At 37.7% G+C, this 21,202-nt stretch carries 23 protein-coding genes, 1 tRNA gene, 1 other RNA gene and 9 pseudogenes; 23 read left to right on the top strand and 11 right to left on the bottom strand.

Translation table 11 applies throughout. The features are described from left to right. Positions 1-67: 67 nt before the first annotated feature. The 4 genes from OO773_RS06820 to OO773_RS06805 all read left to right on the top strand — a co-directional run bounded on the left by OO773_RS06820 (position 68) and on the right by OO773_RS06805 (position 3,801). On the top strand, positions 68-1,819 hold the full coding sequence (locus tag OO773_RS06820; RefSeq protein WP_006563989.1) for a methyl-accepting chemotaxis protein: 1,752 nt from the start codon (positions 68-70) through the stop codon (positions 1,817-1,819). Between the two features lie 112 nt (positions 1,820-1,931). Then, entirely contained in the window at positions 1,932-2,720 is a 789-nt protein-coding gene (locus tag OO773_RS06815; RefSeq protein WP_040499083.1) for an HpaA family protein, read from the top strand. Between the two features lie 183 nt (positions 2,721-2,903). Continuing rightward, positions 2,904-3,263: a transfer-messenger RNA gene (gene ssrA, locus OO773_RS06810) on the top strand. Positions 3,264-3,300: 37 nt separating this feature from the next. Continuing rightward, positions 3,301-3,801, top strand: a complete 501-nt coding sequence (locus OO773_RS06805; RefSeq protein WP_040499084.1) for a hypothetical protein — start codon at positions 3,301-3,303, stop codon at positions 3,799-3,801. On the opposite strand, the gene OO773_RS06800 is transcribed toward OO773_RS06805, so the two are convergent. The 3 genes from OO773_RS06800 to OO773_RS06790 are packed head-to-tail and all read right to left on the bottom strand — an operon-like array spanning position 3,798 to position 5,350. Further along, positions 3,798-4,130, bottom strand: coding sequence for a chaperone NapD (locus OO773_RS06800; RefSeq protein WP_040499085.1), 333 nt, complete (start codon positions 4,128-4,130; stop codon positions 3,798-3,800). The genes OO773_RS06805 and OO773_RS06800 overlap by 4 nt on opposite strands. A gap of 1 nt (position 4,131) precedes the next feature. Beyond that, positions 4,132-4,602, bottom strand: a complete 471-nt coding sequence (locus OO773_RS06795) for a 4Fe-4S binding protein (protein ID WP_034375192.1) — start codon at positions 4,600-4,602, stop codon at positions 4,132-4,134. Continuing rightward, positions 4,583-5,350: an exodeoxyribonuclease III gene (locus tag OO773_RS06790; RefSeq protein WP_034375190.1), complete on the bottom strand. Its 768-nt coding sequence runs from the start codon at positions 5,348-5,350 to the stop codon at positions 4,583-4,585. The genes OO773_RS06795 and OO773_RS06790 overlap by 20 nt, the downstream gene beginning before the upstream one ends. 84 nt (positions 5,351-5,434) lie before the next feature. Between OO773_RS06790 and OO773_RS06785 the strand changes: the two genes are divergently transcribed. The 4 genes from OO773_RS06785 (at position 5,435) to OO773_RS06770 (ending at position 7,860) form a co-directional block, all read left to right on the top strand. Continuing rightward, positions 5,435-5,510 (top strand) — tRNA-Phe (locus OO773_RS06785). Between the two features lie 32 nt (positions 5,511-5,542). Beyond that, positions 5,543-6,301: an NAD+ synthase gene (locus OO773_RS06780; RefSeq protein WP_040499086.1), complete on the top strand. Its 759-nt coding sequence runs from the start codon at positions 5,543-5,545 to the stop codon at positions 6,299-6,301. Beyond that, a complete protein-coding gene (locus OO773_RS06775) occupies positions 6,298-7,203 on the top strand; it encodes a tetraacyldisaccharide 4'-kinase (RefSeq protein ID WP_040499093.1) in 906 nt (301 codons plus the stop codon). The genes OO773_RS06780 and OO773_RS06775 overlap by 4 nt, the downstream gene beginning before the upstream one ends. A gap of 42 nt (positions 7,204-7,245) precedes the next feature. Further along, positions 7,246-7,860 (top strand): outer membrane protein, encoded by a 615-nt coding sequence (locus OO773_RS06770; RefSeq protein WP_231102786.1) that lies wholly within the window; start codon positions 7,246-7,248, stop codon positions 7,858-7,860. Between the two features lie 280 nt (positions 7,861-8,140). Here the strand turns inward: OO773_RS06770 and OO773_RS06765 are convergent, their stop codons facing one another. Next, positions 8,141-9,454, bottom strand: coding sequence for an NCS2 family permease (locus tag OO773_RS06765; RefSeq protein ID WP_040499087.1), 1,314 nt, complete (start codon positions 9,452-9,454; stop codon positions 8,141-8,143). Positions 9,455-9,597: 143 nt separating this feature from the next. Between OO773_RS06765 and tilS the strand changes: the two genes are divergently transcribed. Further along, positions 9,598-10,584 (top strand): tRNA lysidine(34) synthetase TilS, encoded by a 987-nt coding sequence (gene tilS, locus OO773_RS06760; RefSeq protein ID WP_264828497.1) that lies wholly within the window; start codon positions 9,598-9,600, stop codon positions 10,582-10,584. Here tilS and ybeY read toward each other — a convergent pair. From ybeY to OO773_RS06735, 5 genes are read right to left on the bottom strand one after another with little or no spacing between them, the layout of a single operon-like run. Beyond that, positions 10,553-10,996 carry an rRNA maturation RNase YbeY gene (ybeY, locus tag OO773_RS06755; protein WP_050780143.1) on the bottom strand — a complete coding sequence of 148 codons (444 nt, stop codon included), beginning with the start codon at positions 10,994-10,996 and terminating at the stop codon, positions 10,553-10,555. The genes tilS and ybeY overlap by 32 nt on opposite strands. Further along, positions 10,987-12,009, bottom strand: a complete 1,023-nt coding sequence (locus OO773_RS06750; RefSeq protein WP_040499088.1) for a hypothetical protein — start codon at positions 12,007-12,009, stop codon at positions 10,987-10,989. Before OO773_RS06750 ends, ybeY begins: the two co-directional genes overlap by 10 nt. A gap of 2 nt (positions 12,010-12,011) precedes the next feature. Then, positions 12,012-12,800: a hypothetical protein gene (locus OO773_RS06745; RefSeq protein WP_073115667.1), complete on the bottom strand. Its 789-nt coding sequence runs from the start codon at positions 12,798-12,800 to the stop codon at positions 12,012-12,014. 48 nt (positions 12,801-12,848) lie between these two features. Further along, on the bottom strand, positions 12,849-13,109 hold the full coding sequence (locus OO773_RS06740) for a hypothetical protein (RefSeq protein ID WP_050780145.1): 261 nt from the start codon (positions 13,107-13,109) through the stop codon (positions 12,849-12,851). A 42-nt stretch (positions 13,110-13,151) separates the two neighbouring features. Then, positions 13,152-13,406, bottom strand: a complete 255-nt coding sequence (locus OO773_RS06735; protein WP_264828496.1) for a hypothetical protein — start codon at positions 13,404-13,406, stop codon at positions 13,152-13,154. Here OO773_RS06735 and OO773_RS10090 point away from each other — a divergent pair. The 11 genes and pseudogenes from OO773_RS10090 to OO773_RS06690 all read left to right on the top strand — a co-directional run. Then, positions 13,398-13,554: pseudogene (locus OO773_RS10090) on the top strand (integrase); the annotation flags it as partial. The gene OO773_RS06735 and the pseudogene OO773_RS10090 overlap by 9 nt on opposite strands. Before the next feature lie 107 nt (positions 13,555-13,661). Next, positions 13,662-14,036, top strand: a pseudogene (locus OO773_RS10085) (integrase); the annotation flags it as partial. A gap of 229 nt (positions 14,037-14,265) precedes the next feature. After that, a pseudogene (locus OO773_RS06725) lies at positions 14,266-14,628 on the top strand (hypothetical protein); the annotation flags it as partial. Further along, positions 14,625-14,909, top strand: coding sequence for a TrbC/VirB2 family protein (locus OO773_RS06720; protein ID WP_006563999.1), 285 nt, complete (start codon positions 14,625-14,627; stop codon positions 14,907-14,909). The pseudogene OO773_RS06725 and the gene OO773_RS06720, both read left to right, overlap by 4 nt. Positions 14,910-14,919: 10 nt before the next feature. Continuing rightward, positions 14,920-15,183 carry a hypothetical protein gene (locus OO773_RS06715; RefSeq protein WP_006564000.1) on the top strand — a complete coding sequence of 88 codons (264 nt, stop codon included), beginning with the start codon at positions 14,920-14,922 and terminating at the stop codon, positions 15,181-15,183. 243 nt (positions 15,184-15,426) lie between these two features. Continuing rightward, positions 15,427-15,835, top strand: a pseudogene (locus OO773_RS10080) (transporter); the annotation flags it as partial. After that, positions 15,823-15,921 (top strand): annotated as a pseudogene (locus OO773_RS10075) (integrase); the annotation flags it as partial. The pseudogenes OO773_RS10080 and OO773_RS10075, both read left to right, overlap by 13 nt. Positions 15,922-16,116: 195 nt before the next feature. Next, a complete protein-coding gene (locus tag OO773_RS06705) occupies positions 16,117-16,575 on the top strand; it encodes a hypothetical protein (protein ID WP_264828735.1) in 459 nt (152 codons plus the stop codon). Further along, positions 16,571-17,185: pseudogene (locus tag OO773_RS06700) on the top strand (VirB4 family type IV secretion/conjugal transfer ATPase); the annotation flags it as partial. The gene OO773_RS06705 and the pseudogene OO773_RS06700, both read left to right, overlap by 5 nt. Before the next feature lie 177 nt (positions 17,186-17,362). Further along, positions 17,363-18,001 (top strand): annotated as a pseudogene (locus OO773_RS06695) (transporter); the annotation flags it as partial. A gap of 18 nt (positions 18,002-18,019) precedes the next feature. After that, positions 18,020-18,154 carry a hypothetical protein gene (locus tag OO773_RS06690; protein WP_000738747.1) on the top strand — a complete coding sequence of 45 codons (135 nt, stop codon included), beginning with the start codon at positions 18,020-18,022 and terminating at the stop codon, positions 18,152-18,154. A gap of 27 nt (positions 18,155-18,181) precedes the next feature. Here the strand turns inward: OO773_RS06690 and OO773_RS06685 are convergent, their stop codons facing one another. Then, complete coding sequence (locus tag OO773_RS06685; RefSeq protein ID WP_073117121.1) at positions 18,182-19,447, bottom strand: RNA-guided endonuclease InsQ/TnpB family protein; 1,266 nt, start codon at positions 19,445-19,447, stop codon at positions 18,182-18,184. A gap of 64 nt (positions 19,448-19,511) precedes the next feature. Between OO773_RS06685 and tnpA the strand changes: the two genes are divergently transcribed. From tnpA to OO773_RS06670, 3 genes and pseudogenes are all read left to right on the top strand, one after another. Continuing rightward, positions 19,512-19,940, top strand: a complete 429-nt coding sequence (gene tnpA, locus OO773_RS06680; RefSeq protein ID WP_034376438.1) for an IS200/IS605 family transposase — start codon at positions 19,512-19,514, stop codon at positions 19,938-19,940. Between the two features lie 65 nt (positions 19,941-20,005). Next, positions 20,006-20,116: pseudogene (locus OO773_RS06675) on the top strand (type IV secretion system protein VirB7); the annotation flags it as partial. A 67-nt stretch (positions 20,117-20,183) separates the two neighbouring features. Then, positions 20,184-21,023, top strand: a pseudogene (locus tag OO773_RS06670) (VirB8/TrbF family protein); the annotation flags it as partial. Here OO773_RS06670 and OO773_RS06665 read toward each other — a convergent pair. After that, the gene (locus OO773_RS06665) at positions 21,001-21,198 is read right to left on the bottom strand and encodes a hypothetical protein (RefSeq protein ID WP_264828495.1); all 198 of its coding nucleotides are present in this window, start codon (positions 21,196-21,198) and stop codon (positions 21,001-21,003) included. The pseudogene OO773_RS06670 and the gene OO773_RS06665 sit on opposite strands and share 23 nt — an antisense overlap. Between the last annotated feature and the right edge of the window lie 4 nt (positions 21,199-21,202).

Raw genomic sequence — 21,202 nt, 5'->3', positions numbered from 1 at the left:
CTGAAAATTAAATGCCTTTTAGCCTTTAAGCTTTTAGGGTGAGTGAGCAAATTAATAGGAGCAGTTTATGCATTTATTTTCTTTAGGTAAACAAATCGTAGCTTTGTGGTTTTTTACGATTTTAGTGGTGGTGGCAACTTTGCTTTTATTTGCTAAGAGCAGTTATGAGTCTGTGGATCGCGTTAATACTTTTGTCAGTAAGGATTTTAAACAGCTTTTAGGCGAAAAACTCCAACTCTCTATTGACACTTTGGCCTATAGCCTCTCTAATGCCATTAAAAATGCCCCTACAGATATAGCAAGACAACAGATCGTTATAGATAGGCTTAAAGGCTTTCGCTTTGAAAGGGATAAATCGGGTTATTATTTTGTTTTTAAGAAAACCACTTTGATGTATACAGGCAACCCGGAGTACCGCATTGGGGTAGATGAGGAAAATCTCAAGGATATTAACGGGGTGCACTATTTTAAAGACCTCTATACTAAGGCAATGCAGGGCGGGGGTTTTGTAGACTACATCGCACCTAAGCCCTTGCCAGGAGGCGGGTCTCAAGATACGCCTAAAATTTCTTATGCCCAAAAGATTGCCGGTACAGATGATTGGTGGGTTGGAGCGGGGGTTTATATGGATAATGTGGCTAAGCGCACCTACATGATCACCTCTGAGATTGAAAGAGATGTCAGGCACTCCTTTTATATTTATGCCTGCATTGTGGCTTTAATCTTGCTAATTGTAGTCGTACCTTTGTATTACTTTTTCTACCGCAAGATTACAGGCAATATTAAAACCCTTAATGGGGGACTTAACCAGTTTTTTAGCTTTATTAATTATGAGAGTAAGCAAGCCCCACAGACGATGATCTTGCGCTCTAAAGATGAGTTTGGGCAAATGGCGCAGGCTTTAAACACCAATGTACAGAAGGCCTGTAGCCATTTAGCAGACGATCAAAACTTTTCAGAGGAGGCGCTACATATTTTAGGCAGTGTACGGGCAGGAGATTTGAGTAAAAACATTAAAACAAATGCCTCTAACCCACAACTCCAGCATTTAGGGAGTAATCTTAATGATTTTTTTGCCTTTTTGGATCGCACTTTTCGCCAAATTTGTAGCACGATTCAAATTTATTCTAAAAACGATTTTACAAAGGGCATGGATACGGCCACTTTGCAGGGTAGCTTTTTGCAACTCGTTAACGATCTTAACACCCTGCAACAAAGCATCGTAGACTCGCTAAAGCATTCTTTAGATTTTGCCCATACCCTTAATGAAGAGACAAAAACCCTTAATCAAACTGCCTCTAACTTACAAGATGCCTCCAAACAACAAGCGCAGTCTTTAGAGCAGACTACTAGCATGCTTGAGCAAATTAGCGCCTCTATGCAGGGGGTGAATGCTAAAAGCCATGAAGTGATCGAACAATCTGATGGCATTAAAAACATGGTGCTTATTATTAATGAAATTGCCGATCAAATTGGTTTATTAGCTTTAAATGCCGCTATTGAAGCAGCTAGAGCGGGTGAACATGGCAGAGGGTTTGCGGTGGTGGCTGATGAGGTGAGAAAGTTAGCTGAGCGCACACAAAAATCTTTAAGAGAAATTGAGGTGAGTACGCAATCTCTCACACAATGTATTAACGATGCAGCCAATGCTATAGAGGAGCAAACCACTAGCATTAGTAAAATCAACGAGGCAATGGAAACGCTTAAAGAAACCACGATACATAATGCAGAAATTGCCAGTACTTCCCTAGACATTAGCCAAAATGTGGCCGCCATTGCACAAAAAATCCTAGATGAAGCTAATAGTAAGAAATTTTAAACGCTAGAGAAAATAATGGCTAAATGGGGCACACTAAGCAGAGTTAAGGGTTATTTTTGCTAAAATTAACAAAGAAAATCCTAAAAATAACAACTTTTTAGCAAGGAGTCTCATGCAAAAAATAACAAAGGGAATTTTAATAACATTGGCAATATCTCTTGTACTCTCAGGCTGTGCTATCAATACTGGAACAAAACCTACAAACAAGCAAGCTAAAAAGCTAAGGCCTAAGAAAAATGCCACCTCTTTAGATTTTAACTACCCCATTGATATTAGACAAGAAGATCTAAATAACCACACCATTGCTATTTTAGATCCACATATCCAAGCAGATGAAAATGTTGAACCCTATATTAAGCAATTCCAAAGCGCCCTAGTCAAGCAAGTTCAAGAGGTACTTGAAAAAAAGGGTTATAACATCATACACCTCACATCTGTACAAAACTTAACACCCGAGCAAAAAATTAAAATATATTCTGTTTTGAAAATCAAAGGATGGGTGGGTATACTTGAAGATGCAGATATTAATATAGACAACCCAGAAGATACTAACATGAAAACGACAGTCGATCAAAGTGCTGGGGCTGTTTTGTTTCAATTCTTTGAACCAAAAACAGGGCGCACCACCCATAACTTTGCCATTAATGTAGGTGCAGAGCATGCCATCACTTATTCTTACTTGCAACAAATAACAAGTTCGGATAGTTTTGCTGGTGCAAATTCAATTAGTCTTGGCGCAGTTAGTTTAGTTGATCGCAACCAAATGGATAAAAACCGCGATGATGCGATTCATACAATTCTTAACAAGGTGTATGGAGTTGTGATCAAAAAACTAATCTCTTGGGTAATCAACACCAACTTAAAGCAATATAGAAAAGTCATTGATCAGATTAGAAAATAGTTTGTTCTTTAGGGGACTTAACCAGTGTAGGCGTTTAATCTAATAACAAAGCCTAAAAGCTTAGACGACGATGATCTTGCGCTCTAAAGATGAGTTTGGGCAAATGGCGCAGGCTTTAAACACCAATATACAGAAGGCCTGTAGCCATTTAGCAGACGATCTAGGCGGTATCTTTTTGGATATGGGGCTGAACAGGATTTCGACAGGAGTTGCGTCGCGTGGGTGGCATGCCAAGTGTCTCTTGTAAAACGACACAAACAATAACCGTAAACAATCCTAATTACGCTCCCAACTACGCGATCGCAGCGTAGCCCACCGGAAACTTACGATTCAAATTTATTCTAAAAACGATTTACAAAGGGCATGGATACGGCCCTTTAAAAAGCGCCCGCTTTTAAAGTAAGAAAAGGGCTATGGTCTTGCTAAGATTTTTAGAGAGATTGGATCGCAAGCACCAGAATCTCACCAATTTCTCTAAGCATGTAGAAGCCCGCGAAAGGATGTGATTTTTGGACTGGGGTTCGATTCCCCACGGCTCCACCATTAATCTAAGTAGTAGACTACTAGCATGCTTGGATACATGGATTTTAAATTATACCCCTATGTTTTAGCTCCTTTTTTCTTGCTTTTTTCGCTTTGTTTGTCGCCACTGATAGCCATTGATATTCAGGCACTCGTAGATGAACAAATCAAGAGCGCAGGGTTAGCAGCCCAGTTAGTTACCAAGAGTAATAAAATGCTTGAGGATGCCATCAATACAGGGAAAAGTTACCAACAAGTCAAGCAATTAGATAAGCTCCACCAAGAATCGCAGGATCTAAAATCTGTACTCTCTCCTAATCAAGATACACCAGACAAGCCAAAGAATTTAGGGGCGATTTTTAAACATGCCATCGAACCCCCCATTGATTTAGATAAAGCGCTGAGTTTGACAAATGCATTGCGAAAGGAAATTAAAAACGCAACCCAAACTGGGATTAATTTTTCTCCCCTGTTAAGCATACTCAATAAATTAGAAGATTCACTACAAAACGCTTTAGACCTTAAATCCCAGTGGTTAGATACAAGAAAGGCTAACTAACGCATCCAGTGGCGTACATCTCCGCTATAACGCACGCTTTTAGTGTCTGAATCTTGGATTTTCTGAATGATTTCTTGTAAGCCTAAAGCTTGTTGGTCATCTTCGGCATAGCTATAATGCATATGCGCACTTAAAACCCCTACAGCTTGTTCAATGGCTTTATTAGCCTCCAATTCTTCTTGGACATTATCCGCTTCAATCAAGGCAATTAAAATACCCTTATCCCGATCAAAGGTGGGTACTTCTACATGAGAAATGGCTTGAATAGCTTCTAAAGAAGCCTCAAAAGTTTCTACATTAACCTTGACAATCACACTTGAAATATTCACTTTAACCTCCTTGTGCAATAAGTTGGATTGCTTGAGTAGGGCACACCCCCACACACATGCCACAACCCGTGCAAGACGTTTGGATACTAGGATAAAAAAGCCCTGTAAAGTGGATAGCATCTACCATGCAAATATCTTTACAAGAAAAACAGATCACCTTTTGATAACTTAGACATGTACTTAGATCAATCTGGGCAATTGCTTGGATTAAATCACCCCGCGCCTCTTCTAGCACTTTAAACCCCGTACTCTCACAGGCTAAAACACATTTTTTACAAAAGATACAACCCCTTTGTTCTACCCGCAAATAAGGTTTATTCTCTTCTGCTTTAAAAATAATTTTCTCTGGACAACTAGGCACGCACTCCCCGCTACACTCTAGGCAAGCATCTGCTTTCTCCGGATTAAAATAGGGCAAAGGAATAGGGGATTTAGAAGGGTTTAAAAGATCTTTAAAGGATTTGCGTCTCATGTAAATCCAATCCAACCGGGCAGTGATCGCTACCTAGAATGTGGTTGTAAATATAAGCGCTTTGTAAACAAGAGTTAAGGGTTTGAGAAGTTAAAAAATAATCAATGCGCCAACCGATGTTTTTAGCCCGTGCCTGATTGATATAACTCCACCAAGTATAACTTTCTGCTTTAGTGGGATAAAAATGGCGGAAAGTATCAATTAAGCCTAAATTGAGTAATTGTCTGAATGCATCGCGTTCAGGATCGCTAAAGCCAGCATTATAACGGTTACTCTGTGGATTGGTTAGATCAATTTCATTATGCGCTACATTTAAATCCCCACACACCACAACGGCCTTTTTTTGCATAAGATTTTGTAAAAACCCTCTAAAAGAACGCTCCCATTCTAAACGGTAAGGTAAACGCAATAAACCTCTTTGTGCATTAGGGGTATAGACATTAACCAAATAAAAATTGGGGTATTCACAGGTAATTACCCGCCCTTCTGTGTCATGTTCTGCTATGCCAATGCCATAGCTAACTTGCAAAGGCGCAATTTTGCTTAGAGTGAGCACGCCACTATAGCCTTTTTTCTGTGCACTATTCCAAAAGACCTCATACCCCTCAAAACAAAAAGACGCCTGTTCTTGTTGCATTTTAGTCTCTTGTACACAAAAAATATCTGCTTGGCTTTGCTCTAAAAAATCGCAAAAACCCTTTTGCATACAGGCGCGCAGGCCATTAACATTCCAAGAGACTAAACGCATTAGCTTCCTTTCTAGAATTAATGTATCATTATAACATCTTAAGTAAAATTTAGCGTAATTTATAGTAGAATGGAGGCTTTTGAAGGCTTGATAGCTCAGTCGGTAGAGCAGAAGACTGAAAATCTTCGTGTCGGTGGTTCGATTCCGCCTCAAGCCACCATTCCTCTTAGTAGACTATGCTACAATACACCCATGCAATTACACCTTTCTATTATTCAAACACTAGTAGCATTTTTACAAACAGAGAGTTCTCAACGCGGTTTTGTACGCGTGGTTTATGGTTTAAGTGGGGGGGTAGATAGCGCGGTTGTGGGGGTGTTATGCCAAAAAGCCTTTGAAAATAACACCCATGCCTTACTCATGCCCGCTTTAAACACACCAAAAAGCGCTATGCAAGATGCGTTATTACTCTGTGAGCGTTTTAATATTGCTTATACTCAATGCCCTATTACCCCCTACCATAGCGCCTTTAAACAAGCATACAAAGAGGCTAGCCCAATTAGGCAGGGTAATTTTTGCGCGCGGATGCGCATGGCTATGCTTTATGATTATGCCTTAGCTAACAACGCTTTAGTGGTGGGCACGAGTAATAAAAGCGAAATACTATTAGGATATGGCACGATTTTTGGGGATTTAGCCTACGCCATTAATCCTATTGGCAATTTATTTAAAACCCAAGTTTATGAGCTTGCGCGCATGTTAGAAATCCCTAGCAGTATTTTAAATAAACCACCCAGTGCAGATTTTTATCATAACCAAAGCGATCAAGACGAACTAGGCTATAGCTATACACAAATTGATCCATTGCTTTTACACATGGAGCAAAACCCGCATTTAAATACTCAAGATTTAATCAATCTAGGTTTTGTGCCTGATTTAGTGCACACGATAAAAGAAAGAGTGGCTAAAAACGCCTTTAAACGCGTGATGCCAACTTTATGCCCCCTATGACTTGGTTAGAACGCTATTTTTATCACCCCTCTCTTTTTCAAAAAGCTTTAGCTTACGGGCTATATCCGCTCTCTTTTTTTTATGAAAAAATCGCAACCCTTAAACGGCAATTAGCTTCTTTTGAGGATTTAGATATTCCTATTGTAAGTGTAGGTAATTTAGTGGCTGGAGGGAGTGGGAAAACACCCTTTATTTTAGCACTTGCCCAAATCTTAGCCCCACTCTACCATGTAGGCATTGTGAGTCGGGGTTATAAGCGCGCTTCTAGCGGGTTAGTGGTGGTGAGTGTGTATGGGGATATTTTAGTATCTGAACAAAGAGCAGGCGATGAGGCGTTTTTGCTGGCTAAGGCGCTAAATAAATGTAGCGTGATTGTGAGTGAAGCGCGCAAAGAAGGCATATTAGAGGCCAAAAAATTGGGAGCACAGGTGGTGTTATTAGATGATGGGTTTCGTTTTAATTTTAAAAAACTCAATATCTTACTCAAGCCAGAATCCACGCCTTATTTTAATTTTTGTTTGCCTAGTGGGATTTATCGCGAATGCCCTAAGTGTTACACTCTAGCTGATATTATCGCACAGGAGGGAGTGGACTACACAAGAGAAGTACAGGTTTTAAACCCCACTCCTAGAATGCTCTTAGTAACAGCTATTGCTAATCCTAGCCGTTTAGATGCTTATTTGCCTAAAGTGGTGGGCAAACTCTACTTTTTTGATCATGCAAATTTTTCTCTAAAGCGTTTGCAACAAGAATTTGTAAATCATAAAGCCACTTCTTTACTAGTAACCTCTAAAGATATGATAAAACTTAGCCACTGTCCTCTCCCTTTAAGTCTTTTAGATTTGCGCCTACATATCCAGCCAGCTATCCAAGCTAAAATTCTAAACTATGTCCAAATCTAGCACCAGATTATAAGGGTCAAAAACAAATAACAAATGGTTGGCATGAAAGCATGGGGGGTTTTACTCTGTAAGTGTTGGATTTTACTGGCTCTATTCTCTATTTGTTGGGCTAAGAATTTAAGCTATATGTCTTCGGCTTATCAAGTGGGTATGGTCTATTTAAAACCCTTAAATGCTAACAAACCTCTTCAAGGAGCATCTATTACTTGGGGATATGAATACAACCCTAAGCATGATTGGTCTTATGGCCGTTATTATGCTTTTTTAGATTATGGAAATGTACTGTTGGACCCCGGAACTTCTAAGCAGGCTAATTTATTCACTTATGGGGTGGGGGCGGATTTAATGGTGGCCTACAATAAAAACCCTATTAATTGCTGGGCCTTTTTCTTTGGACTACAGCTAGCGGCTAATACTTGGGTGATTAATAGGCGATCGAAGGATTTGATTTTAAATACATGGAGGTCTTTTGGAGATTTTACTTTCAAACCCGCTTACTTTAGGGCTATTGGGACATTTGGGGTACAATTCCGCACGATTGTAACATGGCATATTGTAGATGTAGAGGTTGGCATGAAGATTTTTCTAAACCCAGAAAAACAAAGCCCCTTTGAGCGCAATCTCTTATTTTTTATCTCACACGCATGGCATTTTTAAACCATGCGCGCTAGCAAATCCAAAGCATTAACAAAAGATTAACCTCTTTAAGGCACAATGGTCATCGTGGTTTCTTAGGTTTCCAAATCTAAGTTAGGAGACAGAGAGCAACATAACAACAGCAAAGAACTTTCCCCAACAGCTAGGAAAGTGGTTTACAAACAGCTTACCATGGATTTGCGGCACGGCTAGGTGTATCAAACACGGCGCGTATTCTACTACAAAGAGCCGCCCTTGTCAAGGTAAAAACGCTAAAAATTTGGCCCATTGTCAAAATAAATTAGACTTTAGCGTCTAATACAAATTGAATCACAAACAAGACCCCAAAAAGATAGAGTAGGGGGTGTACCTCTTTAAACTTGCCCCGAGAAATTTTAATTAAAGGGTAAAGAATAAGACCTATACCCACGCCATTTGTAATACTATAAGAAATTGGAATCCAAAAGAGTACAAAAAAGGCAGGCAAAGCCTCTTCTAAGTCTTGCCAATCAATTTGGCTTAAATGACTCATCATCATAAAGCCTACAATAATGAGTGCGGGAGAGGTGATGGCTGGCACGCTAGCTAAAGCTTTAGCCAAAGGTGCTAAAAAAAAGAGCAAAGCAAAGAGAAAAGCCACCACAACGCAAGTAAAACCCGTACGGCCTCCCATACTCACTCCCGCGCCCGATTCAATGTAGGTAGAAGTGGGCGAAGTGCCTGCAAGAGCCCCTATAGCGCTAGCAATGGCATCTGCTGATAAAGCGCTTCTAGCGTTTAAAAAATAATCGCCCTCTAAAAGATTAGCTTGCTTGGCTACTCCAATCATGGTAGCTGTGGTATCAAAGAGCATGACTAAAAAGAAGGTAAAGATCACAGCGCCTAAATCTGGTTTAAAGGCATGCAAAATATCAAGCTTTAAAAAAGTGCTATCTATATTTTTAGGGAGTTCAAAGAGATGTTCAGGGAGTTTAAGATGTCCTAAAAGGAGTGCTAAAAAAGCGGTGATGAGAATGCCTAAAAAAATAGCCGCGCGTACACGATTGACGAGTAAAACAATGGTGATAAATAATCCAATTAAGGACATATAGGCAATGGGCTGGGAAAAATTGCCTAAGGTGATGATAGTAGCTGGAGAGGATTCAACTAAATGGGCATTTTGCATGCCAATAAAGGCAATAAAAAGCCCGATCCCGGCTGCAATACCTGCTTTTAAAGAGGTGGGAATGGCTTTAATGAGTGCCTCTCTAAAACCAGTCAGTGAGAGGCATAAAAAAATCACAGAGGCAATAAAAACACTCCCTAAAGCGCTTTGCCAAGGAATGCCCATGCCAAGTACCACCACAAAGGCAAAGTAGGCGTGCATGCCCACCCCGGGGGCAATAGCAATCGGATAATTAGCCACAAGCCCCATGATTAAAGTACCTACAATAGTGGCTAACAAAGTGGCCATAAACACGCCATCAAAATCCATGCCTGCTTTTTGTAAAATGGCTGGGTTGACAATGGCGATATAAGCCATAGTTACAAAAGTGGTAAGACCGGCTAAAGTTTCAATACCAAGCGAAGTACGGCGCTCTTTAAAACGGAAGAAACGGGCTAAAAATGCTACCATGCAGGGGTTGCTCCTTTTGTTAAAATTCATCTAAAAGTAAATGGAGCAACGATTTTGAAATTGTAGTTTATCATTGCTGGGCCTTTTTCTTTGGACTACAGCTAGCGGCTAATACTTGGGTGATTAATAGGCGATCGAAGGATTTGATTTTAAATACGGGTGATTCAGTGGCGTTATTTTTTTTGCTTAAAAAAGAGGGTGTAAACTTTGACATCGCCATTTTAGATCATGGATTGCGCGCACAGAGTCAAGAAGAGATCGCCTATGCTAAGCATTTAGCAGAAAAATATAGCAAGCGTGTACACATAGGACAAGTGCATTTAAGCGGGAGTAATTTAGAAGCGCGTTATAGAAAAGAGCGCTATAGTTTTTTTGAGCGGATTATTCAAGAGTTTAACTACACCCATTTAATCCTAGCCCACCATCTTAATGATAAATTGGAGTGGTTTTTCATGCAACTAGCTAAAGGAAGCAGTTTACAAACTTTATTAGGCTTTAGCGCTTTAGAAAAACGCGTAGGCTATGATTTGATCCGCCCGCTTATTTACACACAAAAGCGCACATTAAGAGAATATTTACACACAAATAAATACCGCTATTTTGAGGACGAGACAAACTTTAGCCCGCGTTTTAAGCGCAATATTTTTAGGCAATGCGTAAGCAATCCATTTTTAGAAGGGGTTTTTCCGGGATTTAATGTGGCAAGGGGTTTAGTGCGCAGTTTCAAGGCCTTAGAAAAAGAAAAGCAAGAACTCTACCCGGCTATCAATCCTGTTAAAGTGTGTGGGGTATGGGTATTTGCTACGCATTTACAAAACCTTTACTACATCACTTCTTTATTAAAAAATCTAGGCTATGTACTTAGCGCTAAACAACGCCTAGAGTTAGAAAAAAATCGTTTCAATGGAGTTTTTGTAACCGCAAAACAAACCTATTTTGTGGGCTTAGGTGGGGGGCTTGTTTATGTGGGTATGGCTATTAAAAATGATTCTAGAGTTCTTCCAAAACCTTATAAGCAGGCTTGCCGCCTTTTAAAAATACCGCCCCATTTGCGCCCTCTTTTTTTAAACCCTCATTGGGAGCAAAATTTTAAAATCCTTAAAACTCTTGTGTGCGCACAATCAAACTAGCAGGTAGATTAAAAACTCTAATCACTTCCTCTTCTTTCTCTCTTTGCTCCCCCCTATCTTTTTCGTGATCAAAACCTAAAAGATGTAAACAGCCATGTACAAATAAAAGCGTGATTTCTGCAAACAAACTATGCCCTCTTTGTTTGGCTTCTATTGTGGCTAATTCTACATTAATCACCACACTCCCTAACAGTTTTTGCCCGGGTATTTCTAATGGGAAACTTAGCACATCGGTACTTTTATCTAGTCCTCTAAACTCTAAATTTAACTCCCGCATCTTTTCTACATCTACAAGCAGTAATTCTACTAGACCCTGTATGTTTAAATACTCCATAAGCGGAATAAGTTTGTAGGATAAATCTGTCTCTAAATCCGGAGCTAAATCGCTGTGGTTAAGGATTTCTAGGGGCATGGGTTTTGTCCTAGAGCATTGGGATAATATTTTGTGAAAGTTTCAAAAGTGATGAGGTGTTCTTTTTTAGGATCGTTAAAACTTTGGCGGTAGAAAATTTGTGTACCCAAAATAGTACCTTTGCGATCGTAATCCTGTTGGCTATACTGGTGCAAATAAAAAAGCAAGGGGCCTTTGTAGATAAAGGTGATCATAATTTTGCGCGTAACATTTGTAAAAAGAGGGGTGAAAAATTCTAGGGTTACATAATTTCTCTTAACAACAAAATCAGCTTGTCCGGGTTGTTTTAAACAAAGAGGCATGTTAGGAGATTCTTGACCCCTTTGAGCGATGTTAAGGCATGGATAGCCAAATTTTCCCTCTTTTGTTGTGATACGGCGGATCAAAACATAAGATTCTTGCTGGAAACGCACCGGCTGGCGAAAGGTAATGTTATCGGGGGCTAGAGTGGTTTGGAGAGCTTTTTTGTGTTGGCGAAGTTTATCTAAGAGATTGTTATTGATCTCTTGCAGGCTATATTGTAAGCCTCCTTTAGCTTGATAAAACACCGTAAAACCACTAGAAAAACGCGCTAAATAGAAAATCCCGTTGACAAGTTTAAAAACAAGGTTGATAGGGCTTTTTTGACCCGGTGTAGTGGGTGTGGGGGGTTTGGTAATCTGAAAGAGTTGGAGTTCTACTAAGTCAGGGTTTTGGCTATTTTTAAGACTTAATAGATCTTCCATATCCTCCAGACAAAATTTATCTTGCATTTTAGAGGCAGAAAACACCCCTACACACAAAGCTCTATGAAAATCATCTGCTTTTTTGCCATACACATGGATAAAGGAATAAGTTTGGCTATGGATATTAACTTCGTTTTTCTCTTTTTTAAAACTTATTTGGTCATAGCCTCTATTCTTTAAAAAGTCCGTTTTGCTTAATTTATTCCATTGATCCCAATTACAAGTAGAATAGATTTTACATGCCAACAACAAACAAGAACTTAGCAAAAAACTTAAAATAAAACGCATGTCTACTCTCTTATGCAAAGTCTATGCTTGTAGCAAAGAGTGGCTAGACTCTCTAAAGCTGAGGTATTAAAATAGTCATCAGTATTTAAGGGATTTTTACCACTAGGATCGTCTCTACTTTGAGAGTAAAAAACATGGCTTCTTACAAGTTCTTTAATCCCTCCTTTCTTTTTAAAAACCTGTTCGCTGTATTGGTGCAAATAGAGATGATCTCCGCGCTCTTTAATCATGATAAATCGCTTATATTCCATGTCTTTAGAAAATGTATGAGAAAGTTCTAAGGTAAGATAGCCTTCTTTGTAGATAAAACGGCTTGTGGTGTTTGTGTGGCAAAGCCCAACATAGCCACTTCCTTTGCTATTGATAATATAATCACAGCTTAAAAGTAAAGAAGCATCAAAGGAGGAGGTGAGTTTTAGAAGGGAGTAAGTTTGACTCCCCATTTTGATCTTTTGGGGTAAGGACTGCTCAAGACTTTCTATGGAACAAAGATGTTTGTGGGGTACTTTACTAAGCTTAAGTAAGAGATCGTTTGTAATAGCGCTCATAGGAATGAGGGCTTGAGAGCCGTTTGGATTGTCTCTAGAGAGGCAATAATGATCGATTCGTTGGTAGGCTGTTTGCCAACCATAGTATTCTAAATAAAAGGTGTTATAAAAATCATGTTCAAGAGGTTTAAAGACTAAAAGCGACATAGTAGGCTTGTTATAAAAACCTGTCATATTTAGGGTCAAATACATCTCCTGCGTGTTTTTTATAACATGGACAAAGGCGTCTTTAAAACCTTGCAAACAAAAAGCCTTATATAACTTACCTGCATAAAGCATACCCGAGCACATTCAAGCATTTTTATCTAGCTTGTTATGTGTAAAGTGCTTGGCTATGGCATAAAGAAAGGTGTAGTTTTGGTTTGCAAACTTAAAAGAAACCTTGTTTTCTTGGCTCATTTCTGTTTCAGGATAGAGAACATAGTAATTTGTGGTTTGAGTATCTTTTGGTAAAAACTCGCGTAGCCACTCTTTAACCTGATGCATTGCTTGAAAATTATCTATTGCTTGCAAAGACAAAGAAAGAGCTAGTAAAAATACAAAAATGCGCATGCTATCCTTATTTTTAGTAAGATTTTAGCAGAGAATAGAAAATCAAGAAATTTTGCGCGTAACATTTGTAAAAAGAGGGGTGAAAAATTCTAGGGTTACATAATTTCTCTTAACAACAAAATCAGCTTGTCCGGGTTGTTTTAAACAAAGAGGCATGTTAGGAGATTCTTGACCCCTTTGAGCGATGTTAAGGCATGGATAGCCAAATTTTCCCTCTTTTGTTGTGATACGGCGGATCAAAACATAAGATTCTTGCTGGAAACGCACCGGCTGGCGAAAGGTAATGTTATCATGCATGAACAAAGCTTTATCAGTTTTGTGGGCGGACAAGGGGCTAAACGATTACTAGATATGCTCTACAAACTCGCATTTAACGCTAAGTCTAATAAGATTGCTCTAGATAGACATTACGCTAAAACATTTTTACAGATTGTGGCAAGAGTTGACAAGTTTAAAAACAAGGTTGATAGGGCTTTTTTGACCCGGTGTAGTGGGTGTGGGGGGTTTGGTAATCTGAAAGAGTTGGAGTTCTACTAAGTCAGGGTTTTGGGCTACAATTCAGTAGGAGCTAACAAAAAGAACAATATACCATCGCCCTTCTTCTATTTTATTATGCGTTTCTTAGAAAAGTTTGCTAAAGAAATTAAGAGAGTAACAATCAACAAAAAAGAATGTATTATGCACATTCCTAGCCAAGAGTTTATGCAAAAAACTAATAATGTCGTTTTAAAATTCACGCCTATTTCTAATCCTAACACCACTTACACTTTAACTTACAAAGACTTAACCAACAAAGACATTCCTTCTAATCTTTGTTTTTACCAAACAGCCATTGTAAAGAAAAATCTCTTAAAAGCATTAAAAGACATAGAGTGTGTGGGCGAACCCATTAATAGCTCACCCAAAGTTTCAAACTACTTTCAATAGAGTGCTTAAGAATGACGCCATATGAAATTTTAGATTTTTGTTTTATTGGAAAGACACTTTGCAAATTGACTTTTCGCAAATGGATATGAATCCACAAAACAAAAGTTCTTTTTAAAAACCTGTTCGCTGTATTGGTGCAAATAGAGATGATCTCCGCGCTCTTTAATCATGATAAATCGCTTATATTCCATGTCTTTAGAAAATGTATGAGAAAGTTCTAAGGTAAGATATAGAGAATGAAACAGAAATTTCTTGTAGCTATTTGTGGGATAAAGACTTCTCATTGCTAGAAAAGCATTTAGAGAATAGCTTAGGGCATTTTACCTTTGAGAGCGAGTTTGCCCTACTAAAAGATAAAGAGACTTTAAACCTATCTCAAATCAAACAAATCGGTGTCTTAAAGGTTCTTACCTATGAAATGATACAAACCTTAAAAAATCAAATCATTCATTTAGCACAAGTTGTCAATGAAGAAAATTTAGAAAAAGATGAAGAACTTGTTGTCTACCACCTAGATTTCACGCTCACCAAGCAATCTTATAAAGTGATGGCTCAATTTTGTGTGATTAAAAAAGAAAGGAATATCGCATGAAAAAATTAAGGCATTTTAGAAAGCTTATCGCCTTTTTAGGTTTTTCACCACCTTTATTACAAGCGGATATGACTACCTTTTTTAATAGCATTGAACAACAACTCACTAGCCCCACCGCTAAGGGTATTTTGATGGTCATTTTTTTAGGGCTTGCTATTTTCATATGGAAAAATTTAGACAGATGGAAAGAAATCTTAATGACAGTCCTTGCTATTGCCATAGGCGCTGCAATCTTTTTTAAAGCCCCAGCCTTAGCTAATTGGTTTATGAGTATTTTTTAAAGGAAAACAAATGCAATTAGTCGGCATTTCAGTTTCTAATCTCAAAGAAATCAGCTCTAAAGAAAAGTTTCTTTGGCTCAATGCTAAAAGCTTTTTAATCGCAGGATTTGTTCCTTTTGTAATGATACCTTGGCTAGATTTTTTAAATTCTTTAATGCTGTATGTGTGCTTTTTATTGGTTTTTAGCATAGCGGAGTTCTTTGATGAAGATATAAGCGACATTTTAATCGCCCATTCTAAGATTAAAACCAAATCCAATTCATTTTATGCTTAAAGGAAAGGATATGCAACAAGAAATCGTAGTAGAAGAAACATGGCAAAAACATTAAAACCAAATTTAGATGCAAACTATCTCTAAATTCTCTATAAGTGTGGTCTTATTAGAGAAAAACGAGCGCATGAACGTTTTTTCAAAACTAAAAAAGATTATCAAAAGCAAATATTTAATCCTAGCATTATGCATGAACAAAGCTTTATCAGTTTTGTGGGCGGACAAGGGGCTAAACGATTACTAGATATGCTCTACAAACTCGCATTTAACGCTAAGTCTAATAAGATTGCTCTAGATTTAACAGGTTTTGTTCCAAAAACCTATTCTATGACAGAGGAATGCAATATTTTAGGCTTGTATGATGATACTTTCATCATCACTAAACAAGAAAATTTAGTCGCTATTATGTCTTTACAAGGACTAAGTTATTCAAACTTAATGCAAAAAGATTTGGAGGGCTATTTTGATACAAGGCAAAATGTTTTAAACACCATTAGTAAAGACATTCAATTAAGGATTGTCGCTAAAAGGCGTAAAGAATTTATCAACCAAAGCCCAAATATTGATAACCCATACGCAAAAGCTATTATCACGCAATTTGAGAGCAAGGAAATCTACAAAACAGAGTATTTTTTAGTGTTTGATCCTAACACCACTAACACTTTAACTTACAAAGACTTAACCAACAAAGACATTCCTTCTAATCTTTGTTTTTACCAAACAGCCATTGTAAAGAAGAATAAACAAGAGAATGAAAATAGCTCCAATGAGACCAATTCAAATACAAGCTCTAACAAAGACAAGAAAAACAAGTTCAACAAAAAGACAACCTTTAGTGCCACAAGTAAAAGAGCCTTACTCATTCAAACCATAGAAAGAGTGAAAAACATTGACTTTTCGCAAATGGATATGAAAACACAAAACAAAAGGAAGACAATGATTGAACTAATCCTAGACAAGAAGTCCATACAAATTGATGAAGAATTTCTAGATATTAAAAAGCATTTAGAAAAGTTTTACTCAAACAAAGAACAAGAGCCAATCGCTCAAACTTTAGAGAATGAAACAGAAATTTCTTGTAGCTATTTGTGGGATAAAGACTTCTCATTGCTAGAAAAGCATTTAGAGAATAGCTTAGGGCATTTTACCTTTGAGAGCGAGTTTGCCCTACTAAAAGATAAAGAGACTTTAAACCATTTGAAAATCAAACAAATCGGTGTCTTAAAGGTTCTTACCTATGAAATGATACAAACCTTAAAAAATCAAATCATTCATTTAGCACAAGTTGTCAATGAAGAAAATTTAGAAAAAGATGAAGAACTTGTTGTCTACCACCTAGATTTCACGCTCACCAAGCAATCTTATAAAGTGATGGCTCAATTTTGTGTGAAATAACGCTGGACTAGGCAGTGTTACAGAAACCATAGGGCTAAAACCCTCTTATTTTTCTTTTTTTCCTAATAACGCCAATATCAATCCTAGAATGAGAAATCAAACTTCCCAAGTGATTGCCTCTTTAATCTTGTTTGAGAAAAATAATACAGGTTTTAGGGCAAATTCATGGGGGGATATGCCCTTATCTGTGTTTAAGAACCTAGACCATAGCCCTTATTTGTTTAACTTCCACAACCAAGAAGTCAAACATAAAGGCGTGTTAGCCCATAATGTGGCACGAGTGGTAGGACATACCATGATTATTGGCGCAACAGGAGCTGGTAAAACCACGCTTATTAGCTATTTGATGATGAGTGCTTTAAAATACCCTAACATTGACATTCTAGCTCTTGATAGATTAAATGGCTTGTATTCTTTTACCAAGTATTTTGATGGGATTTATAATGAAGGCGAAAGCTTTCATATTAATCCTTTTTCATTAGAAGATAGCGCAAGTAACAGAGCCTTTTTATTGCATTTTTATGCCCAAATGGCAAAAGTAGATAGCTATGACAAACATAATGATAAGATAGAAGATAGAACAGCCCTTTTAAACGCTATTGATAAGTAGAAGAACCTAATAAAATAACTATTGCTTACAACTTAGAGCAAACTATCTCTAAATTGAAAGAGAGTGTGGATTTATTAGAGAAAAACGAGCAATATAATGATGCTTATACCCTTGTTTGTGGTATCAAAAGCATTGTAGATGAATTTCATAAAGATGTAACTTTGCATGTAAGCAATAATTCTTAAAACTCGTATTAGCACCATAAATACTGATAGCATTTTACACAATGATGATGACGCTGGGCTTTTAGCCTATTATGTCTTTCATAAAATGATTGATAGAGCCTTGAGAATCAATCGTGGGTTTTTGTGTTTTATTGATGAGTTTAAGTCTTACGCTCAAAATGAAATGATGAATAAAAAAATCAATGAAATCATCACGCAAGCTAGAAAATTCAAACTTAATGCAAAATTAGCTGTACAACTTATTAACCACAAGGCAAAAGTGAGAAACGCTCAAAGCTTTATTAAATCAATGGAGGAATTAATTTTGTATCCCCAAAGAAATATTGATACCAAAGATTTAAACGATAAATTTGGCATTAGACTAAGCGATACAGAAAAACATTTTTTAGAAAACACCGCCGTTAATGAATACAAGGTCTTACTCAAAAACATGAATGATGGCTCATCTAACATTATAGATGTGAGCCTTAGCTCTTTGGGTAATTACTTACAAATCTTTAGCTCCAATTCTAGCATGGTAGAACATATTGAAAATCTTATTAAACACTACCCTACTACTTGGAAAGAAGTCTTTGTCAATAACACCTATCAAAAATTTGATGACAAAAAACACTTAGAAAAGGGGCCTTAGAAAAGGGGCTTGTTTAACATGAAAAAGATGCAATATCTAGCTTTTATATTAGTGGCTGCGCTTTTAAATGCATGCTCAGATAAATTCATAGAGATGAAAAAATCCCCTTGTGCGTTAAATGCACCTATGATGCAGGGGGGCTTGTATGTCTAATTTACAAGAGATAAGAGAGCATGTGAATCACCCACCCGCTAAAGACGGGTGGGCTTCTTGCTTCAACGATCCATAACTAGCAGTATCCAGTATGTAGCCATACTTGGTTACAGCCCCGTTAGCGGAATCTCCACAAGCGTAACTTCGGGTAATCCCTACCCTAGTTTTATCTACCTTGATAGCGTGTCGCTCATCTAGCATTCCCAAAGCATAGTTTCTGATATTGATGCTAGCGTTTAGGTCTCTGTGGTGGTATGTTTGACAACAAGGGTAGATAAAATTTCTAATAGGCAGTGGCTTTTTACCTGTGTTGCTCCCACAGGTCGAGCAGATTTGAGAGCTAGGGAAGTATTGGTCAATTTTGATAAGGGTTTTACCCTTCCAACCAGCCTTATATTCTAATAGACTAATGAGCCTAGACCAGCTGGCATTGGCAATGCTCTTAGCGAGTTTGTGGTTTTTGACCAAATTCCTAACTTTCAAGGTTTCTACTGCTATCAAATCGTATTGATTGGTTATCTCATTACTGATTTTATGTAGGTAGTCCTCTCTGCTATTCCTGATAGAAGCGTGGATTTGTGCCACTTTCTTAGCTTGTTTTTTTCTATTATTAGAACCTTTTAGTTTCTTAGACAATCTCCTTTGCGCTTTAGTGAGTTTGGTTTGTAGATTCTGGAAAAACTTTTTATATGGGTAGAACACGCCATTGCTGGCGATGACTAAAGACTCTAAACCCATATCTAAACCCACAGCTTTTCTGATAGTTGTGGGTTTAGGTTCAGGCTCATTATCCTCATAGCTTATAGAGAGATAGTATTTATCTGCTACACAAGAGATAAACCCCTGTTTGACGATAGAGTTTGTAGGCAAATGCCTATGAAACTTGGCTTTAATAGCTTCTTTGAATTTGGGTAGCTTGACTTGGTTGTTGCCTAAATCCATCTCTAAGTGTTGCGGGACACAGAAAGACTGCTTAGAATGCTTTTTAGATTTGAATCTAGGATAATCTGCCAGCTTAGAGAAAAACCTATCAAAGGCTGTTGTCAGCTGTCTTAGTGCCATTTGCAAGCTTTGAGAGTTGCATTCACTTAGGTAAGCGTAAGCCTCTTGTTTTTTGAGAGTAGTGAGCGCCTTTTGCATGCTAAAGTAATTTTCTCTAATGCCTTGTGCGTATTGCTTTTGGCGGTATACTAAAAAGTAGTTATAGACCACCCTAGCACAGCCAAAGTGCTTGTGTATCAAGGTTTTTTGCTCTATGGTGGGATAAATTCTAAACTTTATTGCTTTAAGCAATTTCTTACGCCTTAACTTTACATCATTATAACATAATTTTATAAAATATTTTTGAGGTAGAGCTATGAAAGAAAACCATTACAAACTCAAAGGCTATTTGTCCACAAACAGGAGCAAACATAATCTAAAAGCCCATTTGATTTTAGTGTGTAAATACAGAAAAAAGTTGCTCGTAGGAGATGTGGCTATTTTTATAAAGTCTGTGCTTGAAGAGATAGAGGAAAGTTCAGATTTTATCATCATAGCAATGGAGACAGATAAAGATCATCTACACCTGATGATTCAGTATATCCCTAGGGTGTCTATCAGTTCCATTATCTTGCGGATCAAGCAGATGACTACTTATAGAGTTTGGAGAGAACCAAGATTTATCCCGTTCTTACGCAAGCATTTTTGGAAAGAACAAAAATTTTGGACAGATGGATTTTTTGCCTGTTCCATAGGAGAAGCTAACCCAGAAACCATCAAAAGATACATAGAAAATCAAGGGTAGGGGGCATTCATCCCACCCGCTAAAGACGAGTGGGATTAAAAGGGGCTTGTTTAACATGAAAAAAGATGCAATATCTAGCTTTTATATTAGTGGCTGCGCTTTTAAATGCATGCTCAGATAAATTCATAGAGATGAAAAAATCCCCTTGTGCGTTAAATGCACCTATGATGCAGGGGGCTTGTATGTCTAATTTACAAGAGATAAGAGAGCATGTGAATCACCCACCCGCTAAAGACGGGTGGGGAGCTAATCAAAAGCATTCAAACAAACATTGCTAAAAACCAAGAGCTAGAAAAAATCTCTTTTGAAACATGGGCGAATAAAATTCAAGAAAGGGTGTTGCCTGAGTTAGAACGCATTGTTACACACAAGCTTAAAGACAATGTCATGCAACAATTAAACTCTCAGCTAGAGAGTTTTAAAAAAGATGAATTAGATTTATCTAGCGTGTTTGAAATACAAAGAAAGAATACTCAAATGGCGTATAGACTAGCCATAGGAGGTTTAATAGGTGTTATTTCTTTAAGCGTGGCTCTAGCTTTTTTAATGCCTTTAAAACAAATTGAACCTTATTTTATAGACTTTGCTAATAGCGATAAGCATTTTGCTGTGGTGCAAAGAGCGGATACCAAAGTAGATTATGGCGAGGCATTTTTAAGAAATCTAGTCGGCTCTTACATTATAGCTAGAGAAACTATCAATCATATTGATGACAAAATCCGCTTGAATGAAACCATAAGAGAGCAAAGCTCTGAAGAAGTGTGGAAAACTTTAGAGCAGTTAGTATCAGGCAAGGGCAGTATCTATTCTAACTCTTCTTAGACAATCTCCTTTGCGCTTTAGTGAGTTTGGTTTGTAGATTAAGGCAAACAACAAAATATCGCTGTAGCAGATATTGTAGCTAAGGTCTTTGATAAAGGCTATTTAATCTCTGAAAAACGCTACAGAGTGTCTTTAATCTATCACTTCAAACCCCTTATTCAATTTGATTATAGTTCTATGCCTAAAAACCCTACAGGCTTTATCGTAGATAAATATTCCTTGAGTGAAATCGCAAGCATTAAAGCCCAAACTTGGCTTTAATAGCTTCTTTGAATTTGGGTAGCTTGACTTGGTTGTTGCCTAAATCCATCTCTAAGTGTTGCGGGACACAGAAAGACTGCTTAGAATGCTTTTTAGATTTGAATCTAGGATAATCTGCCAGCTTAGAGAAAAACCTATCAAAGGCTGTTGTCAGCTTATTAGCAGAAAATAGCATTCAA

The sequence above is a fragment of the Helicobacter suis HS1 genome (assembly GCF_026000295.1).
Taxonomy (GTDB): Bacteria; Campylobacterota; Campylobacteria; order Campylobacterales; family Helicobacteraceae; genus Helicobacter; species Helicobacter suis.
Note: the sequence above shows the minus strand (reverse complement) of the source record. Positions and strands in the feature narration are given on the sequence as shown.

Excerpts from the sequence above, each read along its gene's own strand:
- OO773_RS06780 (WP_040499086.1), top strand. The coding sequence starts at position 5,543 with ATGCAATTACACCTTTCTATTATTCAAACACTAGTAGCATTTTTACAA.
- OO773_RS06740 (WP_050780145.1), bottom strand. The coding sequence starts at position 13,109 with ATGCGCATTTTTGTATTTTTACTAGCTCTTTCTTTGTCTTTGCAAGCA.
- OO773_RS06690 (WP_000738747.1), top strand. The coding sequence starts at position 18,020 with ATGAAAAAGATGCAATATCTAGCTTTTATATTAGTGGCTGCGCTTTTA.
- OO773_RS06665 (WP_264828495.1), bottom strand. The coding sequence starts at position 21,198 with ATGCTATTTTCTGCTAATAAGCTGACAACAGCCTTTGATAGGTTTTTC.
- OO773_RS06775 (WP_040499093.1), top strand. The coding sequence starts at position 6,298 with ATGACTTGGTTAGAACGCTATTTTTATCACCCCTCTCTTTTTCAAAAA.
- OO773_RS06770 (WP_231102786.1), top strand. The coding sequence starts at position 7,246 with ATGAAAGCATGGGGGGTTTTACTCTGTAAGTGTTGGATTTTACTGGCT.
- OO773_RS06815 (WP_040499083.1), top strand. The coding sequence starts at position 1,932 with ATGCAAAAAATAACAAAGGGAATTTTAATAACATTGGCAATATCTCTT.
- tnpA (WP_034376438.1), top strand. The coding sequence starts at position 19,512 with ATGAAAGAAAACCATTACAAACTCAAAGGCTATTTGTCCACAAACAGG.
- OO773_RS06715 (WP_006564000.1), top strand. The coding sequence starts at position 14,920 with ATGCAATTAGTCGGCATTTCAGTTTCTAATCTCAAAGAAATCAGCTCT.
- OO773_RS06820 (WP_006563989.1), top strand. The coding sequence starts at position 68 with ATGCATTTATTTTCTTTAGGTAAACAAATCGTAGCTTTGTGGTTTTTT.
- OO773_RS06795 (WP_034375192.1), bottom strand. The coding sequence starts at position 4,602 with ATGAGACGCAAATCCTTTAAAGATCTTTTAAACCCTTCTAAATCCCCT.
- OO773_RS06705 (WP_264828735.1), top strand. The coding sequence starts at position 16,117 with ATGATTGAACTAATCCTAGACAAGAAGTCCATACAAATTGATGAAGAA.
- OO773_RS06720 (WP_006563999.1), top strand. The coding sequence starts at position 14,625 with ATGAAAAAATTAAGGCATTTTAGAAAGCTTATCGCCTTTTTAGGTTTT.
- OO773_RS06750 (WP_040499088.1), bottom strand. The coding sequence starts at position 12,009 with ATGCGTTTTATTTTAAGTTTTTTGCTAAGTTCTTGTTTGTTGTTGGCA.
- OO773_RS06765 (WP_040499087.1), bottom strand. The coding sequence starts at position 9,454 with ATGGTAGCATTTTTAGCCCGTTTCTTCCGTTTTAAAGAGCGCCGTACT.
- OO773_RS06805 (WP_040499084.1), top strand. The coding sequence starts at position 3,301 with ATGGATTTTAAATTATACCCCTATGTTTTAGCTCCTTTTTTCTTGCTT.
- OO773_RS06735 (WP_264828496.1), bottom strand. The coding sequence starts at position 13,406 with ATGCATGATAACATTACCTTTCGCCAGCCGGTGCGTTTCCAGCAAGAA.
- ybeY (WP_050780143.1), bottom strand. The coding sequence starts at position 10,996 with ATGCCCCTAGAAATCCTTAACCACAGCGATTTAGCTCCGGATTTAGAG.
- OO773_RS06790 (WP_034375190.1), bottom strand. The coding sequence starts at position 5,350 with ATGCGTTTAGTCTCTTGGAATGTTAATGGCCTGCGCGCCTGTATGCAA.